The organism is Achromobacter sp. ACM01, from assembly GCF_014851745.1.
Classification (GTDB): domain Bacteria; phylum Pseudomonadota; class Gammaproteobacteria; order Burkholderiales; family Burkholderiaceae_B; genus Achromobacter; species Achromobacter aegrifaciens.
In genome coordinates, this window is the sequence record NZ_JACVAF010000006.1 from 53948 (window position 1) to 70947 (window position 17000).

Consider the following 17000-nt stretch of genomic DNA (forward strand, 5'->3'; position numbering starts at 1 on the left):
CGCCCGTATGCGGTTCGCGTTCACGTCGTCGTTGCGCGCTTACTTGGAACCGCCCGAGTTCGGGTAGCCCGGAGGCGGCGCCGCGCCACCGCCCTTGGTGCTGGGCACGTTGTCGTTGGCTTCGCGGTGGCGGCCCTGCTTGTCGGTCTTGTGCATGTCCGACCGGGTGTGGTCGCTCTTGTTCAGGTTGGGCGGGTTGGTCGGCGTGTTCGGCGTCGCATTTGGCGCGGGCGGCTTCTGTCCGGGCGGCACGGGCTGGTTGGGGGGGACGGCGGTGCTGTCGTTGGGCGTGTTGGACGGCGAGGTGGGCATGGCTGACTGCGCCAGCGCACCGGCCGAAGCCAGTCCGGCGGACAGGGCCAGCGCGTAGGTGAAGGCTCGGATTTTCATGAGTACGCTCCTATGTGGGAAATGCTGGAACCTATCCGCAAGCGTCATGCCCGGCTGCGCACGGCTCTCGGTGATCCTGAAAGGAAAGGTGCTTTGCCCTGTGAACGCCTCGCGTCGCTAGCGGGCGTTCCATCCCAAGCTCGAACGCACCGGAAAAATATACCGATTCGCGCCGCTTCCTCGCCGGTCGTGCGCATTCCTGCTGCGGGTGGACGCTAACCGCAGGCATCGTCGTCTTCCAGCTTGGAGGCGCCCGCCTTGGAGCGCTCTTGCACGCGGACCACACTGAACTCTCCTGTTGCCTCCAGATAGGCTCTTTCGACCTCAGCCAGGTTGGCGACGCCTTTCAACCTTAGTTGCTCCATCAGTTCGCTGCGGGTGATGTGCTCTTTCCTGAGTCCATGGACCAGCACTTTGCCGGACCGGATCAGGCAGACGCGCTGTGGCTCAAGCAGGCGACGCAAGGGAGGAACGTAATAGCCCACCCGATCCAGCAGGTAGCTCCAGCCGACTATGGTGGCGACAACGATGATGCCGTCCCCCATGGAGTACGAATCGCCCGACATGGCATTGCCCGCGGCATCCGCCACCAAGACCAGCACCAGCATGTCCGCCATTCCCAGGGAGCCCATGTCACGTCTGCCGGAAATACGCAGCAACGCGTACAGCACCCAATACATGGTCGTGCCGCGGATGATCATTTCGGCAAAGCCCGCCTGCAACTCGAAGATTTGGGCGAATTTTTCCATGGCGTTTCGATAGCAAGCGCCGTGCCGCGTGCGGGCAGCGCCGGCACAGACGCAGTGGGGGCATGGCATTTGCTGAGAGGTAGTGATCCATCACGAGGACGACCGCCATGAAACCCAAAGACCGCAAACCCAATCCTTCGGCCGATGACACCGACCGGGAACTCCAGGCCAGCCACCGCGATGGGCAGAACCGGACCAAGAAGGAGGGCCATGTCAGCCAAATAGGCACCGGACAGGATCAGCAAAGCCGACGCAATCGAGGCGCTGGGGCGCGCAGCAAGGGCTGAGCGGCCGCTGCGTACCGTCCCGCCAACGCGTACGCCAGGCGGGACGTCTTCGAGTGGCCGGATGGGCATGGCGCTTGCTGAATAGGTCCACTCGGATCGAGCGCAAGAAATGGCGTAGCGATACAGCCATGACCGTGGTTCAACGTGGGGATGGTCCCCGCATAGGAGAGACGTATGGAGCATCAAACCAATATCGTTGGCGGCCCCAAGGATTCCGCTACCGGGCCTGGCCCCGAGATCATGGCGGCGGACACCCTTGACGGCAACGACGTCGTCAACGCCTCGGGAGAAAGCCTGGGGTCGATCAAGGACATCATGATCGACGTGCCCCGGGGACGCGTGGCCTACGCCGTGCTGTCGCGCGGCGGCATCCTGGGCATGGGCGACAAGCTCTTCGCGATTCCGTGGGCGGCCTTGACGCTGGACACCGACCGCAAGTGCTTCATCCTGAATGTCGACAAGGAGGTCTTGAAGAACGCGCCGGGCTTCGACAAGGACGACTGGCCCAGGATGGCGGACGAAAGCTGGGCGTTGAGCGTGCACAAGTACTACAACCAGGATCCCTACTGGTAGGGCGCAGCTCGGGAGGGCGGCCGCGAGCCGCCCTTTTTCCCCTCCATTTTTTTCCCTTTCTTCTTCCCATGCCGGTCGGCCGGCCCTTCCCATGCATACTCCTCTTACCCACGATGCTGTTCAGGCAATACGCCCGGCCCGGTTTTTGGGAAGACGCCACGGCGAACGAGCCCCTGTCTCCCTGGGCCGTCAGGCGGCGCTCAACGGCTTCAGCTTCCAGGCGCCGGCCGGTCTGGCCGCGCGTATCCGCCAGCGTATCGAGCAAGCCGAAAACGAAGCCTGGATGGCGCGTCTGTGGCAACGCGACGCCACGCTGTGGACCGGGACCGATGAGGATCGCTGGCTGGGTTGGCTGCAACCGGGCATGGCGCCCCGGGCGCTCGGCCGCATGACGGCAATCTGCCGCAGGTTGTGCGTGGCCGGGTTCTCCGATGCGGTGTTGCTGGGCATGGGGGGCGCCAGCCTCGGCGCGGAGGCGCTGGCCCGCACGCTGGGCGTGGCCAGCGGAGGCTTGCGCCTGCACGTGCTGGACTCCACCGACGCGGCCCAGGTGCGCGCGGTGCAGTCCGCGGTGGATCTCACGCGTTGCCTGTTTGTCGTCTGCAGCAAGTCCGGATCGACCCTGGAATCGCGCATGCTCGCTGCCTACTTCCATGAACAGGTGGCGCGGCGGCTTGGACGGCAGGAGGCGGGGCAGCGCTTTGTCGCCATTGCCGATCCGGGGTCTCCGATGCTGGACCGCGCGCGGGCGGACGGTTATGCCGCCGTCTTCGAGGGCGAGTCGTCCGTGGGCGGGCGCAACTCCGTGCTGTCGCCCTTCGGACTGGTCGCGCTGGCGCTGCTGGGGCACGATCCAGCGGCATTCCTGCGCAGCGCCCGCCCCATGGTGCGGGCATGCGCGGGGCAGGCCCAGGCGCGCACCAATCCGGGGTTGCTTCTGGGAGCGCTGCTGGGCGAGGCCGCATTGGACGGCCGCAACAAGCTCACCATCCTGGCCGCGCCCGGGCTGGAGTACGTGGGGTGTTGGCTCGAGCAATTGCTGGCCGAATCAACCGGCAAGAATGGGCGGGGCATCATTCCCGTGGCCCACGAGCCGGCCGGGGATGCGTGCGATTATGGCCGCGACCGCATGTTCGTCCATCTTGCGCGCAGCGATACGCCCGGCGCCGAGCTGGACACGCGCATGCGGCGGCTGGCCGCTGCGGGATTCCCGGTGGCGCGTTGCGAACTGCCGTCTGCCCAGTCGCTCGGCCAGGAGTTCTTTCGTTGGGAAATGGCCACCGCCGTGGCCGCCGCCGTGCTGCGCGTCAATCCGTTCGATCAGCCGGACGTGGAAGCCAGCAAGGCGCGCACGCAGGCCCTGGCGGCGCGCCACGAAGCCGGCATCGGCGTAGCCGACCTTATGCCCCGGCTGGTCGAAGGCGCGCTGGCCTTCCATGGCGAGGCCGAGGGGGCGACCGCGATCGAGCTGCTGGCGTCGTACTTTGCGGGAATGGATCAGGGCGACTACGTGTCGCTGCTGGCCTATGTCGCCCGGAATCCGGTCCATGACGCGCGCCTCGCCGGGATGCGCTGCCGGCTGCGCCAGGCGACCGGCGCTGCAACCATGGTCGGGTTCGGTCCGCGCTACCTGCATTCCATAGGCCAGCTGCACAAGGGCGGCCCCGCGGGCGGACGATTCCTGTTCATTACCGCGGACGCCGGGGAGGAGCTGGAAGCGCCCGGCCACGCCCTGGGTTTCGCCGCCATGCAGCGTGCGCAGGCCTTGGGCGACATGGAAGAGTTGGCCTCGCGGGGCCGGCCGTGCTTGCGCGTGCACATCTCGGGGCCGGTGGAGGCGGGGCTCGCCCGCCTGGCCGCGCTGCTGGACCGCGCGTTGGTCCCACCGGCGCTCCGCTAGCCGGCTTGCTCATCGGCGTCCTGCCGGGCGGGCGCCGGCAGGTGCACGATGCGTTCGGGGAGCGCCAGCGCGATGCCTGCCGTGTCCAGCTCGCGCATGATGCCCAGGTTGATCTCCTGTTGTATGTCCATGTAGCGGTTGTAGTCCGCTGTCATGACGTAGTAGACGGCTTCGTACTCCAGCGCGTTATCGCCGAAACGGGCCAGGTGCGCCCGGTCGTAGCGGGTGCCGGATTGGCGTTCGATCTGCTGTCGGATCAGCTCCGGCACGGTGGCGGCGCGGTCCACCGGCGTCATGTAGGTGATGCGGACGGTGAAGATGATGCGCCGTTGCTGCATCCGCTTGTAGTTCTGGATGGTCTGCTTGAGCAGCTCCGTGTTGGAACACACGATCTGTTCGCCGCCCAGGCTGCGGATGCGCGTCGTCTTCAGGCCCACGTGCTCGATGCTGCCCGCCACCTGTCCGAAGACGATGAAATCCCCAGCCTCGAAGGGCTTGTCGAGCCCGATCGAGATCGAGGCGAACAGATCGCTCAGTATGGTCTGGACCGCCAGCGCGACGGCGACGCCGCCGATGCCCAGGCTGGCCACCAGCGCGGTGATGTTCACGCCCAGATTGTCCAGCATGGCCAGCAGGGCGATGACGGCAACCAGTGTGCGCAGCAGGAACCGGAACAAGGTGGCGGTGACGGCATTGACCTGGCCGCGCGCGGCCAGTGCATGATCCAGTCCCACCTCGACTGCCCGGTCGAGCCACAGGGCGAGCTGAAGCGTCAGCAGCACGAACCAAAGATGCTGGGCTTTGCCCGCGCTCCAGGGCAGTGGGGCGCCGATGAATTCGGCGCCGATCAGGATGGACAGCAACAGCAAGATGACACTGTTGGTGCGCCGCAGGACCTCGGAGACCGAGCGCGCAAGAGGGTGGCCTGGCGTGTCGGCGCGCTGCCGCAGCCGCGACCGCGTGATCCGCAACGCGGCGCTCAGCGCGAAGAACAACGCGGCGCCCGCCGTCAGCGCCAATGCCCACAGCATCAGCGGATGGTCCGAAAGGCCCCGGACCTCAGGCAGCCAGTTTGCGAGCATGCCGTCTCCTGGAGGAAAGCCGCAACGCAGCAATTGCCGTGCCGTCCGCGCGGGCACGTGGTTTGCTGATAGCGAGGCGGCGGCATTCCGCCCGCCTTCAGGAGCAGCGTCATGGACAAAGAGCGCGATACGACGGCGGCGCCCGCCGAGATCTTGAGCGAAGGTGAACTGAGGGCGCGGCGCACGCTCGAAGCAGCGCGGCGCTTGCTCGATCCGCAGGCGGAACCAGCTGCCGCCGTCTCTTCAGTTGAGGCAGAACTCAAGCGCTACGTCAGGGAGGCGTACCACAGGCGCTCATATGGCTCCTATGGTTGAGCGTTACGGCTGCGGTTCGTCCCAGACTGACGCGTGCCGATATTGTTCGGCGCGCGCCAGCGTGCGATAGAAATCCGCGCCAACCCGTATCAGCCTTTCCAGCTCTTCGGGCTGCAGCCTGGGCTGCAGCGCCATCAGGCATTCCGCATAGTTGGCCAGCACCTCGGGCCAGTCATGGAAGTCCCGGTCGACCGCTGGCGTGGCGATCATTTGTGCCAATAGTTCCTCGCGATCCATATGCATGTTCCGCAGCAAGCGCACTGGTTGCAGATGCGCCCGCAGGTATGCGCATCTGTTCCTTCGCTGGTACTAATCCTCGGGAAGACTCCTATTTCTTGGCGGCATCCAGGCGTTGCTGCATGGCTGTCGCCATTTCCAGGTGTTGTTGCAGCACCGGCAGGGTCTCGATCGCGAATTGCTTGACGTCGGGATCCTTCACGTCGTTCGAGGCTTTCTCGAAGAGCTTCACCGCGTCCTGGTGCGCGGATACGCCAATCTCGTCCACATAGGCCTTGTCGAAGCTGTCGTCGCGCAAGCCCAGCGCCTTCAGTTTTGCCTGCTGCACCAGTGAGGGTTCGGTCGGCGCCTGATAACCCTTGCCTTGCGCGAGCGTGGCCAATTGCTGGCCGGCCTTGCCGTGGTCGTCGATCATTTTCTGGGCAAACGCCTTCACGTCCGGATCGCGGGCTTTTTCAAGAGCGAGCTTGCTGCCAGCGACTTCCAGGTGGCCGGCCTGGGCTGCGTTCTCCAGGAAGTCCCGGTCGGCGCTGTCCAGTTTCGCTGCCGCGGCCGTGGGAGGCGCGGCGGGCGCGGTTTGCGCCTGCGCAGCATGGGCGGCAGCCAACGTCAGCGAGGCGAGGATCGTGGCGGTCAGATAGCGGGTTTTCATGGAAACCTCCAGATTTGGGCGCGGTGCGCCGTTATGGGTGGGAGCCTGCAGCCACCAGCAATCGCTGTTCCCGCCCGTCAGCGACTTCAGCGGGGCTTGGGCTTGCCCGTCAGTTCGGCGTGGTACTCCACCAGACGCTGCAGGGCATAGCGGGCGCTGGCCAGGCGTATGCCGTTGCGGTTGCCGGAGAAGCGCCGGGTTTCGGCGTAGATTGCCGGCGCGGCATCGGCTTGGCCCGTCTTGAAGACCCAGGCATAGCACTGCGTGCCAGCGGGAATGTCGTCGTCGACCGAGTCGGTGACGCCTGTATTGGAAATGGCGATCAGCGCCGGGCTTTGCCGCGATGCGCCCAGCGCCATCTCCCGCGCTACCGGCTCGCTCGTGAGGTTGTGCCGCGCCAGGGTCGCAGGCGTCACCCCAAGGCAACGCATCTTTGCCTGCGGGGAATAGACCACGAATGCGCAGTCCAGCAGCGAACCTGCACCCGCCACATCCGCCAGCGTGGCGGCGATGAGGCCGGCCGTGCATGATTCCGCCGTGACCAGCGTCAAGGCGTGTTCATGCATGTACGCGGCGATGCGTTCGATCGCGTCCATGGCGGATGGCCCTTTCCGGTTGACGATCGCCTGGCCTAGCCGCCGTTGCGCACCGGGTCGGGCGGCTTGCGCGATACGCCGGCATGGTCTGCATCGGTGACCCGGTCCGCGCCTATGTCGGCGCCTTCGTGGTCGCGGTCGCGCGGGTTGGCGCTTTCGCGGTCGCCTGTGCCTTGAGCATCGCTATCGGTATGGACCAGGTCCTGAGGCAGGTCGCTGGCCGAGTCCGACGAATCGCTGGGACCCAAGTCGGGGCGGGGGGAGGGATCGGTCTGGGGATCGGGCAGGGAGTTGACGGGCGTGCCAGGCATGATGATTCTCCGTAGGGCTGCAATGGGCTCTATGAGACGTTGCGCAGCAAGCCGCGTGCCCGGCTGGCCCATCCTCCCGAGCGCCGCCGCGCATTACTGCGGATTTCGCACCTGGATGTTGTTGCGGATCTCCTTCACGCCCGCCACGCCCCGGGCCGCGCCGACGGCGGAGGCCGCGCTGTCTTCGTTGTCCGCAAAGCCGCTGAGCTGGACCACGCCCTGGTAGGTTTCAACCTGTATGGTGTTGGACCGTAAATTGGGCGTCTTCAGCAGCGCCTCCCGCACGCGCGCCGTGGTAGTGACGTCATCGGTGTACTGGCCCGTGCTGCGATGGCCGTCCTGCGCCGCGCAGCCTGCCAGCGCCAAGGCGAGCATTGCTGCGCCCAGGCCGTGAACTATGGATTTTCTGACCATGGATAGTGCTCCTTTGCCGTGGATGGCGGCAGGAAATGCCGCCCCGCGGGAAGCGAGCAACTCGCATGCCTGTGAGGGCCGCGCCCAGGCTCTCGCACCGATCATGCCTGGGCGGCCTCCCAGCGGCTGGCCGAGAACTTCTCCGCCATGATCAAGCCGCCGCGTCCCATCGCCATTTCGGCGATGACCTCGCCCACCGCCGGCGCGATCTGAAAGCCCCCGCCCGAGAAGCCGAAAGCATGCAGCAGCCGCGGCACTCTGGGGCTGAAGCCGATGACCGGGTTCTTGTCGTTGAAATAGCCTTCGATGCCTGACCAGCAGCGGATCACGCTGGCGCAGGCCAGCGCCGGGACCACGGTCGGAGCGATGCGGCCGAGTTCGGCGAGCGCGGCGCGGCCCGGCCGGCTGCGGTCTCCCGGCAGCGCGCTGCCGTAGCCGCCGCCCATGACCACATTGCCGCGCGCGACCTGGCGGGCATAGAAGCCGCCGCCTTCCACGCCCAACGACACGCCGATCTGCGGCGTGAGAGGCTCAGTGACCAGCATGGTCGGATACTTGACCTGCAGGGGCAGGTCGTCGCCGAACCAACGGGCCACCGCCGCGCCCCAGGCGCCCGCCGCATTGATGACGGTGTCGGCGCGTATGCGCCGGCCGTCGGCGGCGGTCAGCAGGAAGCCGCTACCCTGGGTGTCTGCCTGCGTGATGGCGCAATGTTCGAGCAGGCTGGCGCCGGCGCGCGCAGCGGCATGGGCGAAGGCGGGCGCGACCAGTCGCGGATTGGCCTGGCCATCCTCCGGACATAGCGAGCCGCCGGCAATGCCCGGACCCAGCGCGGGAAAGCGGCGACGCAGCTCGGCGGCGTCGATGATCTCCAGGCCCAGGTCGAAGTCGCTGACCTTGTCGCGGTAGGCACAAAGCTTGTCCAGGTCGGACTCGGAGCGCGCCAGCTTCAGGTGGCCGCTGCGCACGTATTCCGCATCGGTGCCGATGAGGTCCGGCAGGCGCGACCAGATGCCGTGTGCGCGCTGCGCCAGATACAGCTGCTCGATCGAGCGTCCCTGGCGGCGTACGCCACCGAAGTTGACGCCGCTGGCGCGTGCGCCGCTTGCGCCGCCGTCGATCAGCGCCGTGGCGACCCCCATGCGGCGCAGCGCCAGGGCGGCGCTGGCGCCCACCAGGCCGGCGCCGATGATGGCGACTTCCGTGTGCAGCGGGTTCATGGTTCCACCTTGCCGAGCATGGACAGGTTCAGGGGCTTGACGGGCGCCTGCCCGCGTAGCCGGCCTATGTCCGCCAAGGCCAGTCCGCGGCAGTCGGCCAGCAGCTCGGCCGCGCCCGCCTGGCACATGCGTCCCTGGCACAGGCCCATGCCGATGCGCGTCAGCGCCTTCAAGCGGTTGAGATCGTGGATGGCGTATTGCGCGGCCGCGGCGCGCAACGTGCCGGCGCGCACTTCCTCGCAGCGGCAGACCATGACGGAGTCGTCGCAGTCGGCGCCCGCGCCCGGCAGGGGAAAGGCCCGGTCCAGGCCGCGGCGGAATTGCGCCCAGCGCGCCTGGCGGCAGGCCAGCCACTGCACCCTGGCGGCGCTGACGTCGATGCCGCTGTCTGCCAGCATGGCCAGCGCGGCGCGTTCGCCCGCAAGCTCGGCCAGGACCGCGCCGCCGATGCCGGCGCCGTCGCCGGCCAGATAGACGCCGGTCGCCGTGCTGCGGCCGTCCGGGTCGCGGCGCGGCAGCCAGGCGCGCTGCGCGGCATCGAAGTCGAAGGCGCAGTCCAGCAGGTCGGCAAGCTGCGTTTCCGCGCGCAGCCCGTGGCCCACCGCAAGCGCGTCGCAAGCAATGGCGCGCTGCTTGCCGCCCAGGGTCGCAAGCGCGCGCTCGACGCGGCCCGCGCCCTCGGCCGCATCCAGCCGTGCGCCATGGTGCACCGGCACGCCGTGGGCGCGCAGCCAGCCCAGGTAGTACATGCCTTTGGCCAGCATGCCGGGCTGGCTCAGCAGCGCCGGCGCGGCGCGGACCTGGCTGCCTGGCGGCGCGCAGTCCAGCACGGCCTGCACCTGGGCGCCGGCGCGCGCATATTGGTAGGCGACCAGATAGAGCAGGGGGCCAGTGCCGGCGAACACGATGCGCGGCCCAAACGTACAGCCCTGGCTCTTCAGCGCGATCTGCGCGCCGCCCAGCGAGTAGACGCCGGGCAGGGTCCAGCCCGGGAAGGGCAGGACGCGGTCGGTGGCGCCGGTGGCGAGCAGCAGCCGTGAGTAGGGCAGGGTTTCCAGTTCGCCGTCGCGGACCAGGTCCAGGCAGCCCGGGGCGGCATTCCACACCGCGGTGGCGGCGCGATAGTCGGCGCGGGAGGCCAGGTCCGCGCCCGCCGCGTGGATGGCTTGCGCGCGCTTCCATTCGAAGCCATAGCGCTGGCGCGCGGTGCCGCGAGGGGCCGCGCCCTGGCGATAGATCTGGCCGCCAGGCAAGGCGGCTTCGTCCACGATCACCGGACGCACGCCGTGGCGCAGCAGCGTCTGCGCGGCGCGCACGCCCGCGGGCCCGGCGCCCACCACCACCATGCGCGGCGAGTCATCGGCGCCGGGCGGGTTCATTTGCATGCGAGTTCTCCGGGCTGGGCGCTGACCAGTTCCATGCCGTCTTCGACTGCGGTGGAACAGGCGCGCAGGCGTGCGCCGTCCGCCGTCTGCACCCAGCAATCCTGGCAGGCGCCCATCAGGCAGAAGCCGGCACGCGGCGCGCCTTCGCCCAAGGTGACGCGCAGGTGCTGCGCGGCCAGCAGCAACGCCGTCAGCACGGTGTCGCCCTCATGGGCTTGCAGCGGCAAGCCGTTCCAGGTCAGGCGCAGCGGCGTCGAGGCGGGCGCCGACACGCGGCGCAGCAGCGGTTTCATGCGGCGGTCTCCGCGCGGCGCAGTTGCGACAGGGTGCGGTCGGGCAGGATGATGTCGGCGTCGTAGCGCAGTTCCACGATGGCCGGCATGCGATGCTCCCGGGCATACGCCAGCGCGGCATCATAGGCCGGCGCAAAATCCTGCGTGCGCTCGACCGCAGCGCCGTAGCCGCCATAGCTGTGCGCGAGCCGCGCGAAATCGGGGTTGACCAGTTCCGTCGCCAGGGCGCGTCCGGGATAGGCGCGCTCCTGATGCAGGCGGATGGTGCCGAACAGGCCATTGTTGAAGACCAGCACCACAATGCCCAGCCGGTACTGCGCCGCGGTGGCCAGCTCCTGCATGGTCATCTGGAAACAGCCGTCGCCGGCGAAGCAGACCACGGCCGCATCTCGGTCGCGCAGCTTGGCCGCGATGGCTGCGGGCAGGCCGTAGCCCATGGCGCCGACGGCGGGCGCAAGCTGGCTGCCCGGTCCCTTGAAGGCAATGTGCCGGTGCGCATAGAGCGCGTAATTTCCCGCGCCCACCGTGACGCAGGAATGCGGCGGCAGCGTGGCCGCGACGTGGCGCGCCGCCGCGTTCAGGTCCAGCGGGCCGGGCGTGGGCGGCAGCGCAGGCGCTGGGGCGGCCGCTACAGTGCCCCGGCGGCGCGGCTGCCAGCCCGGCGTCGGCGCCAGTCCCGATGCGGCCTGGGCGAAGCCGTCCACACTGGCGACCATGCCCAGCGCCGGCGTGCACAGCCGCCCGATCTCGTTGGCGTCCGGGTGGATGTGGATCAGCGTCTGGCGCGGCGTGGGCGAGGCCAGCCATTCATAGTTGATGGTCGTCGGTTCGCACAGGCGGGTGCCCAGCGCGATGACGAGGTCGCTGTCCATGACGGCGCGCTTCTGGTGCGGCGGCATGCTGGCGCTGACCTGGCCCACGAAATTGGGATGGTCGTTGTCGAACAGCTCCAGGCGTCGCCAGGCGGTGGCCACGGGCAGGTCGAAGCGCAGCGCGAAGTCGCGCACGGCCTCGCGCGCGGCTTGCGGCCAGCGCGAGCCGCCCAGCAGCAGCAAGGGCCGCTCCGCCGCTTCCAGCAAGTCACGCAGGCGCAGCATGTCGGCGTCGGCCGGACGGGCGCAGGGCGGCTGTGGCGTAGCGGCCAGAGCCACGTCGGCGACGCTGGACAGCATGTCTTCGGGCAGGGAGAGGACCACTGGCCCGGGGCGTCCGCTAGTGGCGATCGCCCAGGCGCGCGCCAGGTATTCGGGAATGCGGTCGGCCCGCTCGATCTGCGCGACCCATTTCGCCAGCGGCGCGTACATGGCGCGGTAGTCCACTTCCTGGAAGCACTGGCGGTCGGCGGTGTCGCCGCCGACCTGGCCGATGAACAGGATCATGGGCGTGGAGTCTTCCCTTGCGGTGTGCACGCCGATCGCCGCATTGGTGGCGCCCGGACCGCGCGAGACAAAGCAGATGCCCGGCTGGCCGGTCAGCTTGCCATGCGCCTCGGCCATGTAGGCGGCGCCTCCTTCCTGGCGGCAGACCACCGCTTCGATCGCGTCGCGCCGGGCGTAGAGCGCATCGATGCATGGCAGGAAGCTTTCGCCCGGCACCATGAACACGCGCTCCACGCCATAGGCCTGCAGCTGCGCGACCAGCAGTTCGCCGCCGCTGCGGGGGCCGGGGGCAGGCGCGTTCATGCCGCGTCTCCTTGCAGCGCCAGCGCCACCCGTTCCGCGCCATAGTCGCGTTCGGCCGCGGCCCGGCTGACCTTGCCGCCCAGCACGTCGTTGCGGATGGCGGCCACGCTACGGTCAGCGGGCGCGCCGTAGCCGCCGCCGCCGGGCGTTTCCAGGCGCACGGACTGGCCGCTGGCCAGGCCGTGGCTGGCGATCTTGTTGGGCAGGCGCTGCTCGTCGGCGCGGCCGGGGTTCTGGATCACGCGCGAGGTGCCTCCCGCCAGGCCGCCGTTCAGGCCGGCCGCGCCAAACAGCGCGGCGTCGCAGCGGATGGTGCAGATCAGCTGATCATGCAGCGAACGGATCTGGCGCGCGATGCCCATGCCGCCGCGGTGGCGGCCCGCGCCGCCGCTGTCGTTGACCAGCGCGTACTCCTCGACCAGCAGCGGGTACTCGATCTCCAGCGCTTCGGCGGGCAGGTTGGAGGTATTGGTCACGTGCACCTGGATGCCGTCCATGCCGTCGCCCTGCGCGCGTCCGCCCGCGCCGCCGCCCAGCGTTTCCAGGTAGACGAAGGTGCCCTTGCCGTCCTGCATGGGCACGGAGAACAGCATGGAAGGCATGACGTCGTTGCACGAAGCCATGGCGCGGTCTGGCGGCAACAGCTGGCCCAGCGCGCCGATCACCGTGCCGGCCACGCGCTGCGCGGTGGTGACGCGCGCGCCCACCGCCGCCGGAAAGCGCGGGTTGGTAATGGTGCCCTCGGGGGCGGTGATGGTGATGGGCTGGAACAGGCCGTTGTTGGGCATGAGCTCGGGGTCGAGCATGGCCTTCACCGCGAAGTAGACGCTGGCGTTCAGGGCGCTGGCGGGCAGGTTGAATGCGCCGCGCGCCTGCTTGCTGGTGCCGGTGAAATCGACATGGAGCTGGCCGTCGCGCGCCTCTACGTTGGCCTGGATGGTGACGGGATCGCCGCCCATGCCGTCGTCGTCCATGCGCTCGGTGAAGGTATAGGTCCCGGTCGGCAGTTGCGCGATGCGGTTGCGCAGGCGTCTTTCGGTGTACACCATGATGCTGTCGATGGCGGACAGCACGGTCTCCAGGCCCGACTGCTGCACCAGTTCCAGCATCAGCCTGGCGCCCTTGTCGTTGGTGGCGATCTGGGCGCGGATATCGTGCATGCGGTTGTCCGGTTCGCGCGTGTTGTGCGCAATCATCTCCAGCAGGTCCATGTCCAGCTCGCCCTCGCGCACGATGCGCATGGCCGGCAGGCGGATGCCTTCCTCCCAAACCGTCTTCAGATGGTGCGACGTGGAGCCGGGAACGGCGCCGCCGACGTCGGTATGGTGGCCGATGTTTGCCGCGAAGAAACGCAGCACGCCTTCGTGAAAGATGGGAGTGATGACGGTGATGTCGGGCGCGTGCGTGCCGCCAGCCAGATAGGCGTCGTTGCACAGGAACGCGTCGCCCGGGCGCACGCCGGCCGCGCCGTAGCGCCGCAGCACGGCGTCTATGCCGCCGGACAACGATCCCAGGTGCACCGGCACGTGGGCCGCCTGCGCTACCAGGCGGCCGGCGGCGTCGAACAGCGCCACGGAGCAATCCTTGCGTTCCTTGATGTTGGTGGAAAAGGACGAACGGATCAGCGTGTTGCCCATTTCCTCGGTAATGGACAGCAGGCGGTTGCTGAAGACCTCCATTTCGATGGGGTCGAAGGTGTCCGTGCCGGCAGCGGAAGTCGATCGATTGGTCATGGCGTACGCCTTAGCTGTTGAGGTTGACGACGAGGTTGCCGTATTCGTCGGCGCGCGCCTGCTGGCCCGGCAGCACGACGGTGGTCGAGCTCATTTCCTCGATCACGGCCGGCCCGTCCACGGGCACGCCCACCGGCAGCAGGGCGCGGCGCAGAATGGGCGTGTCCACCCAGCCCGCCCCTTCGAAGTACACGTTGCGGCGTTCCTTCAGGGCGCCGGCCACGCTTTCGCCGCCTTGCACGCGGGCCAGGGGCGCGCGTGGCACCAGGCCGATGGCGCGCACCCGGCAATTGACGATCTCCACCGGACGGCCGGCGGCGTCATAGCCATACTCGCGCACGTGCGCCGCGCTGAATGCCGCGACGAACTCATCCAGCGGCATCAGCTGCATGCCATCCAGCGGCACGGCGATTTCGAAGTTCTGGCCCTGGTAGCGTGCGTCGATGACAGCGGACAGGCGCTGCTCCGAGTCGTTCACGCCTTCGCTGGACAGCCAGGCGCGCGCCTTGCCGGCCAGGGCTTCCAGCGCCTGCCGCACGGCGGTCCAGCCGTCCGCGGTGGCGTGCGCCATCAGCGTCTGCACGAAGTCCATGGAAATGTCGGACAGCAGGATGCCGCGCGCGCACATGGTGCCCGGCTCCTGCGGAATCAGCAGGGTGCCGATGCCGCAATCGCGCGCCAGTTCGGCGGCATGCAGGCCGCCCGCGCCGCCAAAGGCGCAGAGGGCGAACTTGCGGATGTCATGGCCCCGTTCGGTGGAGACCGCGCGTACCGCGCGCGCCATGTTGGAGTTGGCGATGCGCAGAATGCCGTAGGCGGCTTCTTCCACGCTCAGTCCCAGCGGGCGGGCGATCTGCGCCTCCAGCGCCTCGCGCGCCTGGCGCGCATGCACGGCCATGCGGCCTTCCAGCAGCGCGACTGGATTCAGCCGGCCCAGCACGACGTGGGCGTCGGTGATGGTCACGACCTGGCCGCCCCGGTTGTAGGCGATGGGGCCGGGCACCGCACCCGCGCTCTGCGGGCCGACCTTGAGCGCGCCCGCGTCGTCGATGCGCGCGATGCTGCCGCCGCCCGCGCCGATGACGTGCACGTCCACCATCTGGGTCTTGACCGGATAGTCGGCCACCAGGCGGCTGGAGGTGAACAACGGCCGCAGTTCGGCCACCAGCGACACGTCGGTGCTGGTCCCGCCCACGTCAAAGGTGATCAGGTTGGGCAGCGCAGCCACGCGGCCCAGTTCGGTCGCGCCGATTACGCCGGCGGCGGGGCCCGAAACGCAGGTGCGCACCGGAGCCGTCAGCACCGATTCCACCGACATCAGACCGCCATTGGAATGCACCGTGGTCGGCTCGGCCGCCACGCCCATGGCGCGCACCGAACTTACCAGGTTGCGCATGTAGCCAGCCATGCGCGGGCCGACATAGGCATTGAGCGCGGTGGTGGACATGCGTTCATATTCGCGGAACTCCGGCAGGATCTCGCTGGACACGCTCAGATAGACGCCCGGCAGGTGTTCGGCCAGGATGTCGCGGGTGCGGCGTTCGTGGGCATCGTTGCGGTAGCTGTGCATGAAGCAGATGGCGACCGATTCGACGCGGGCTGCAGCCAGCTCGCGCGCCACCGCCACCACCTCGTCTTCGTCCAGCGCCTGCAGCACGGAACCGTCGGCGCCGACGCGCTCGGTCACTTCGAAGCGCCACTCGCGCGGCGCCAGGGGTTGCGGCTTGGTGACGTTGTAGTCGTACAGATGGGGGCGTGTCTGCCGGCCGATCTCCAGCACGTCGCGAAAGCCGCGGGTGGTGACCAGCGCGCAGCGCGAACCCCTGCGCTCGATGACCATGTTGGTGGCCACCGTGGTGCCGTGGCCCACGTGCGCCAGCTCGGAGCCGGCGATCTCGTGTTCGCGGATTAGATGGGCCAGGCCCGTCTGGATGGCCTCGGACGGATCGTGCGGTGTCGAAGGCACCTTGAAATAATGCAGTTCACCGGTGTGCTCGGCGAGCAGGGTGAAATCGGTGAACGTGCCGCCTACGTCGAAGCCGACGCGAAAACGGCGGGCGCCCGGGGCGGATGCGGTCTGGGTCACGCTGGTCTCCAGGATGCTGGCGCGCAAGGCGCCGGGAGTGGGATGACCAGAATGCTATTGACGCACCATCATTCGGTCCAATCAAAGATTGGTATCAGTGATTATCACTGTTGTGAATGATTTGTCGGTACGGATCAGTACGGATGGGACTCTGCCGGCTGCGCCTGGTCGAACACCATTCCTTGCGCCTGGCAGACCTTGAGTATCTCTTCGCGCAGCCAGCGATGCGCGGGGATGTTGTCCGAGCGTTCATGCCAGATCAGGTTGACCGTGCGCGGCGCGAACGGGAAAGGCGCCTCGACGGCTTCCAGCAGATGGCTGTAGGGGCTGTTGCGCACGGTGTTCAGCGGCACCACGCAGATCAGGTCGGTTTCGGCCAGCAGGCGCGGCGCCAGGGCGAACTGGTTGATGGTGAGCACCACGTTGCGCTTGTAGCCGTGGGGCGCGAGCTCATGGTCGATCAGGGTCGGCGTGCCCAGCAGGCTGACCATCAGATGGCGCGCGCGCAGGAAGCTGTCCAGCGTGAAGCGTGGCTGCGCCAGCAGCGGGTGGCCCTTGCGCATGGCGCAGACGTAGGTCAGCGTTTCCAGCGGCAGGGTGCGCAGGGACGAGCCGAAGTTCGAATACACGCCCGCCGCCATGTCGACTTCGCCTTTTTCCAGCAGCACGCCGGCGTTGTCCAGCGAATAGGGATGCAGATGGATGCGGACATTGGGCGCCACCGTCTGCTGCTCCACGAACAGCGGCCGGATGACCTGGTCCGCCACGTAGTCGGACATGGCCATGCGGAACACGGCCTCGGAACGCGCCGGGTCGAAATCGTTGCGCTCCAGCGTGTCGGCGATGCGGGCCAGCGCGTCGCGGATCGGGGGCCACAGCAGTTCGGCGCGCTGCGTGGGCAGCACGCCGCCCTGGATCTTCACGAACAGCGGATCCTTCAAGGTCAGGCGCAGCCGGTTGATGGCGTTGCTGACCGCGGGCTGGGTCATGTGCAGCGCGGAGGCCGCGCGCGTGACGTTGCGTTCGGTCATGACCGCATCGAAGATGCGCAGCAGGTTCAAGTCCATCGAGGTCAGCATCGCAGTCCTGGGTGAT

19 protein-coding genes are annotated in these 17000 nt (G+C 68.2%); 4 read left to right on the forward strand and 15 right to left on the reverse strand.

The features are described from left to right. Positions 1–39 precede the first annotated feature (39 nt). Positions 40–390, reverse strand: coding sequence for a hypothetical protein (locus tag IB268_RS25110; RefSeq protein WP_054453523.1), 351 nt, complete (start codon positions 388–390; stop codon positions 40–42). Between the two features lie 215 nt (positions 391–605). Then, positions 606–1139 (reverse strand): DUF421 domain-containing protein, encoded by a 534-nt coding sequence (locus tag IB268_RS25115; protein ID WP_192354968.1) that lies wholly within the window; start codon positions 1137–1139, stop codon positions 606–608. A 107-nt stretch (positions 1140–1246) separates the two neighbouring features. On the opposite strand from IB268_RS25115, the gene IB268_RS25120 reads away from it, so the two are divergent. The 3 genes from IB268_RS25120 to IB268_RS25130 all read left to right on the forward strand — a co-directional run bounded on the left by IB268_RS25120 (position 1247) and on the right by IB268_RS25130 (position 3899). Then, on the forward strand, positions 1247–1426 hold the full coding sequence (locus IB268_RS25120; protein ID WP_125472928.1) for a hypothetical protein: 180 nt from the start codon (positions 1247–1249) through the stop codon (positions 1424–1426). A 174-nt stretch (positions 1427–1600) separates the two neighbouring features. Then, entirely contained in the window at positions 1601–1999 is a 399-nt protein-coding gene (locus tag IB268_RS25125; RefSeq protein WP_054453518.1) for a PRC-barrel domain-containing protein, read from the forward strand. 145 nt (positions 2000–2144) lie between these two features. Beyond that, entirely contained in the window at positions 2145–3899 is a 1755-nt protein-coding gene (locus IB268_RS25130) for a hypothetical protein (protein ID WP_192354969.1), read from the forward strand. On the opposite strand, the gene IB268_RS25135 is transcribed toward IB268_RS25130, so the two are convergent. Beyond that, the gene (locus tag IB268_RS25135) at positions 3896–4981 is read right to left on the reverse strand and encodes a mechanosensitive ion channel family protein (protein WP_119449577.1); all 1086 of its coding nucleotides are present in this window, start codon (positions 4979–4981) and stop codon (positions 3896–3898) included. The two genes, IB268_RS25130 and IB268_RS25135, sit on opposite strands and share 4 nt — an antisense overlap. 111 nt (positions 4982–5092) lie before the next feature. On the opposite strand from IB268_RS25135, the gene IB268_RS25140 reads away from it, so the two are divergent. Further along, entirely contained in the window at positions 5093–5296 is a 204-nt protein-coding gene (locus tag IB268_RS25140) for a hypothetical protein (RefSeq protein WP_054453512.1), read from the forward strand. Between the two features lie 3 nt (positions 5297–5299). On the opposite strand, the gene IB268_RS25145 is transcribed toward IB268_RS25140, so the two are convergent. The 12 genes from IB268_RS25145 to IB268_RS25200 all read right to left on the reverse strand — a co-directional run bounded on the left by IB268_RS25145 (position 5300) and on the right by IB268_RS25200 (position 16984). Further along, on the reverse strand, positions 5300–5533 hold the full coding sequence (locus IB268_RS25145) for a hypothetical protein (RefSeq protein WP_054453510.1): 234 nt from the start codon (positions 5531–5533) through the stop codon (positions 5300–5302). 91 nt (positions 5534–5624) lie between these two features. Then, positions 5625–6185: a DUF4142 domain-containing protein gene (locus IB268_RS25150; RefSeq protein WP_119449578.1), complete on the reverse strand. Its 561-nt coding sequence runs from the start codon at positions 6183–6185 to the stop codon at positions 5625–5627. Between the two features lie 86 nt (positions 6186–6271). Continuing rightward, positions 6272–6781, reverse strand: coding sequence for a CinA family protein (locus tag IB268_RS25155; RefSeq protein ID WP_175214185.1), 510 nt, complete (start codon positions 6779–6781; stop codon positions 6272–6274). Positions 6782–6816: 35 nt separating this feature from the next. After that, complete coding sequence (locus IB268_RS25160) at positions 6817–7092, reverse strand: hypothetical protein (protein ID WP_054453505.1); 276 nt, start codon at positions 7090–7092, stop codon at positions 6817–6819. Positions 7093–7185: 93 nt separating this feature from the next. Continuing rightward, positions 7186–7506: a BON domain-containing protein gene (locus IB268_RS25165; RefSeq protein WP_054453503.1), complete on the reverse strand. Its 321-nt coding sequence runs from the start codon at positions 7504–7506 to the stop codon at positions 7186–7188. A gap of 101 nt (positions 7507–7607) precedes the next feature. Continuing rightward, on the reverse strand, positions 7608–8726 hold the full coding sequence (locus IB268_RS25170) for an FAD-binding oxidoreductase (protein WP_192354970.1): 1119 nt from the start codon (positions 8724–8726) through the stop codon (positions 7608–7610). Continuing rightward, positions 8723–10111: an NAD(P)/FAD-dependent oxidoreductase gene (locus tag IB268_RS25175; RefSeq protein ID WP_192354971.1), complete on the reverse strand. Its 1389-nt coding sequence runs from the start codon at positions 10109–10111 to the stop codon at positions 8723–8725. Before IB268_RS25175 ends, IB268_RS25170 begins: the two co-directional genes overlap by 4 nt. Next, the gene (locus IB268_RS25180) at positions 10102–10404 is read right to left on the reverse strand and encodes a (2Fe-2S)-binding protein (protein WP_054453500.1); all 303 of its coding nucleotides are present in this window, start codon (positions 10402–10404) and stop codon (positions 10102–10104) included. Before IB268_RS25180 ends, IB268_RS25175 begins: the two co-directional genes overlap by 10 nt. Next, entirely contained in the window at positions 10401–12086 is a 1686-nt protein-coding gene (locus tag IB268_RS25185; RefSeq protein ID WP_192354972.1) for a thiamine pyrophosphate-dependent enzyme, read from the reverse strand. Before IB268_RS25185 ends, IB268_RS25180 begins: the two co-directional genes overlap by 4 nt. After that, a complete protein-coding gene (locus IB268_RS25190) occupies positions 12083–13819 on the reverse strand; it encodes a hydantoinase B/oxoprolinase family protein (RefSeq protein WP_054453497.1) in 1737 nt (578 codons plus the stop codon). The genes IB268_RS25185 and IB268_RS25190 overlap by 4 nt, the downstream gene beginning before the upstream one ends. A gap of 10 nt (positions 13820–13829) precedes the next feature. Next, the gene (locus tag IB268_RS25195; RefSeq protein WP_054453738.1) at positions 13830–15905 is read right to left on the reverse strand and encodes a hydantoinase/oxoprolinase family protein; all 2076 of its coding nucleotides are present in this window, start codon (positions 15903–15905) and stop codon (positions 13830–13832) included. A 134-nt stretch (positions 15906–16039) separates the two neighbouring features. Then, a complete protein-coding gene (locus IB268_RS25200; RefSeq protein WP_054453496.1) occupies positions 16040–16984 on the reverse strand; it encodes a LysR family transcriptional regulator in 945 nt (314 codons plus the stop codon). Between the last annotated feature and the right edge of the window lie 16 nt (positions 16985–17000).

Bases quoted from the DNA above. Each gene is read 5' to 3' on its own strand.
- IB268_RS25110 (WP_054453523.1), bottom strand. From the start codon at position 390: ATGAAAATCCGAGCCTTCACCTACGCGCTGGCCCTGTCCGCCGGACTG.
- IB268_RS25115 (WP_192354968.1), bottom strand. From the start codon at position 1,139: ATGGAAAAATTCGCCCAAATCTTCGAGTTGCAGGCGGGCTTTGCCGAA.
- IB268_RS25120 (WP_125472928.1), top strand. From the start codon at position 1,247: ATGAAACCCAAAGACCGCAAACCCAATCCTTCGGCCGATGACACCGAC.
- IB268_RS25125 (WP_054453518.1), top strand. From the start codon at position 1,601: ATGGAGCATCAAACCAATATCGTTGGCGGCCCCAAGGATTCCGCTACC.
- IB268_RS25135 (WP_119449577.1), bottom strand. From the start codon at position 4,981: ATGCTCGCAAACTGGCTGCCTGAGGTCCGGGGCCTTTCGGACCATCCG.
- IB268_RS25140 (WP_054453512.1), top strand. From the start codon at position 5,093: ATGGACAAAGAGCGCGATACGACGGCGGCGCCCGCCGAGATCTTGAGC.
- IB268_RS25145 (WP_054453510.1), bottom strand. From the start codon at position 5,533: ATGGATCGCGAGGAACTATTGGCACAAATGATCGCCACGCCAGCGGTC.
- IB268_RS25150 (WP_119449578.1), bottom strand. From the start codon at position 6,185: ATGAAAACCCGCTATCTGACCGCCACGATCCTCGCCTCGCTGACGTTG.
- IB268_RS25155 (WP_175214185.1), bottom strand. From the start codon at position 6,781: ATGGACGCGATCGAACGCATCGCCGCGTACATGCATGAACACGCCTTG.
- IB268_RS25160 (WP_054453505.1), bottom strand. From the start codon at position 7,092: ATGCCTGGCACGCCCGTCAACTCCCTGCCCGATCCCCAGACCGATCCC.
- IB268_RS25165 (WP_054453503.1), bottom strand. From the start codon at position 7,506: ATGGTCAGAAAATCCATAGTTCACGGCCTGGGCGCAGCAATGCTCGCC.
- IB268_RS25170 (WP_192354970.1), bottom strand. From the start codon at position 8,726: ATGAACCCGCTGCACACGGAAGTCGCCATCATCGGCGCCGGCCTGGTG.
- IB268_RS25175 (WP_192354971.1), bottom strand. From the start codon at position 10,111: ATGCAAATGAACCCGCCCGGCGCCGATGACTCGCCGCGCATGGTGGTG.
- IB268_RS25180 (WP_054453500.1), bottom strand. From the start codon at position 10,404: ATGAAACCGCTGCTGCGCCGCGTGTCGGCGCCCGCCTCGACGCCGCTG.
- IB268_RS25185 (WP_192354972.1), bottom strand. From the start codon at position 12,086: ATGAACGCGCCTGCCCCCGGCCCCCGCAGCGGCGGCGAACTGCTGGTC.
- IB268_RS25190 (WP_054453497.1), bottom strand. From the start codon at position 13,819: ATGACCAATCGATCGACTTCCGCTGCCGGCACGGACACCTTCGACCCC.
- IB268_RS25200 (WP_054453496.1), bottom strand. From the start codon at position 16,984: ATGCTGACCTCGATGGACTTGAACCTGCTGCGCATCTTCGATGCGGTC.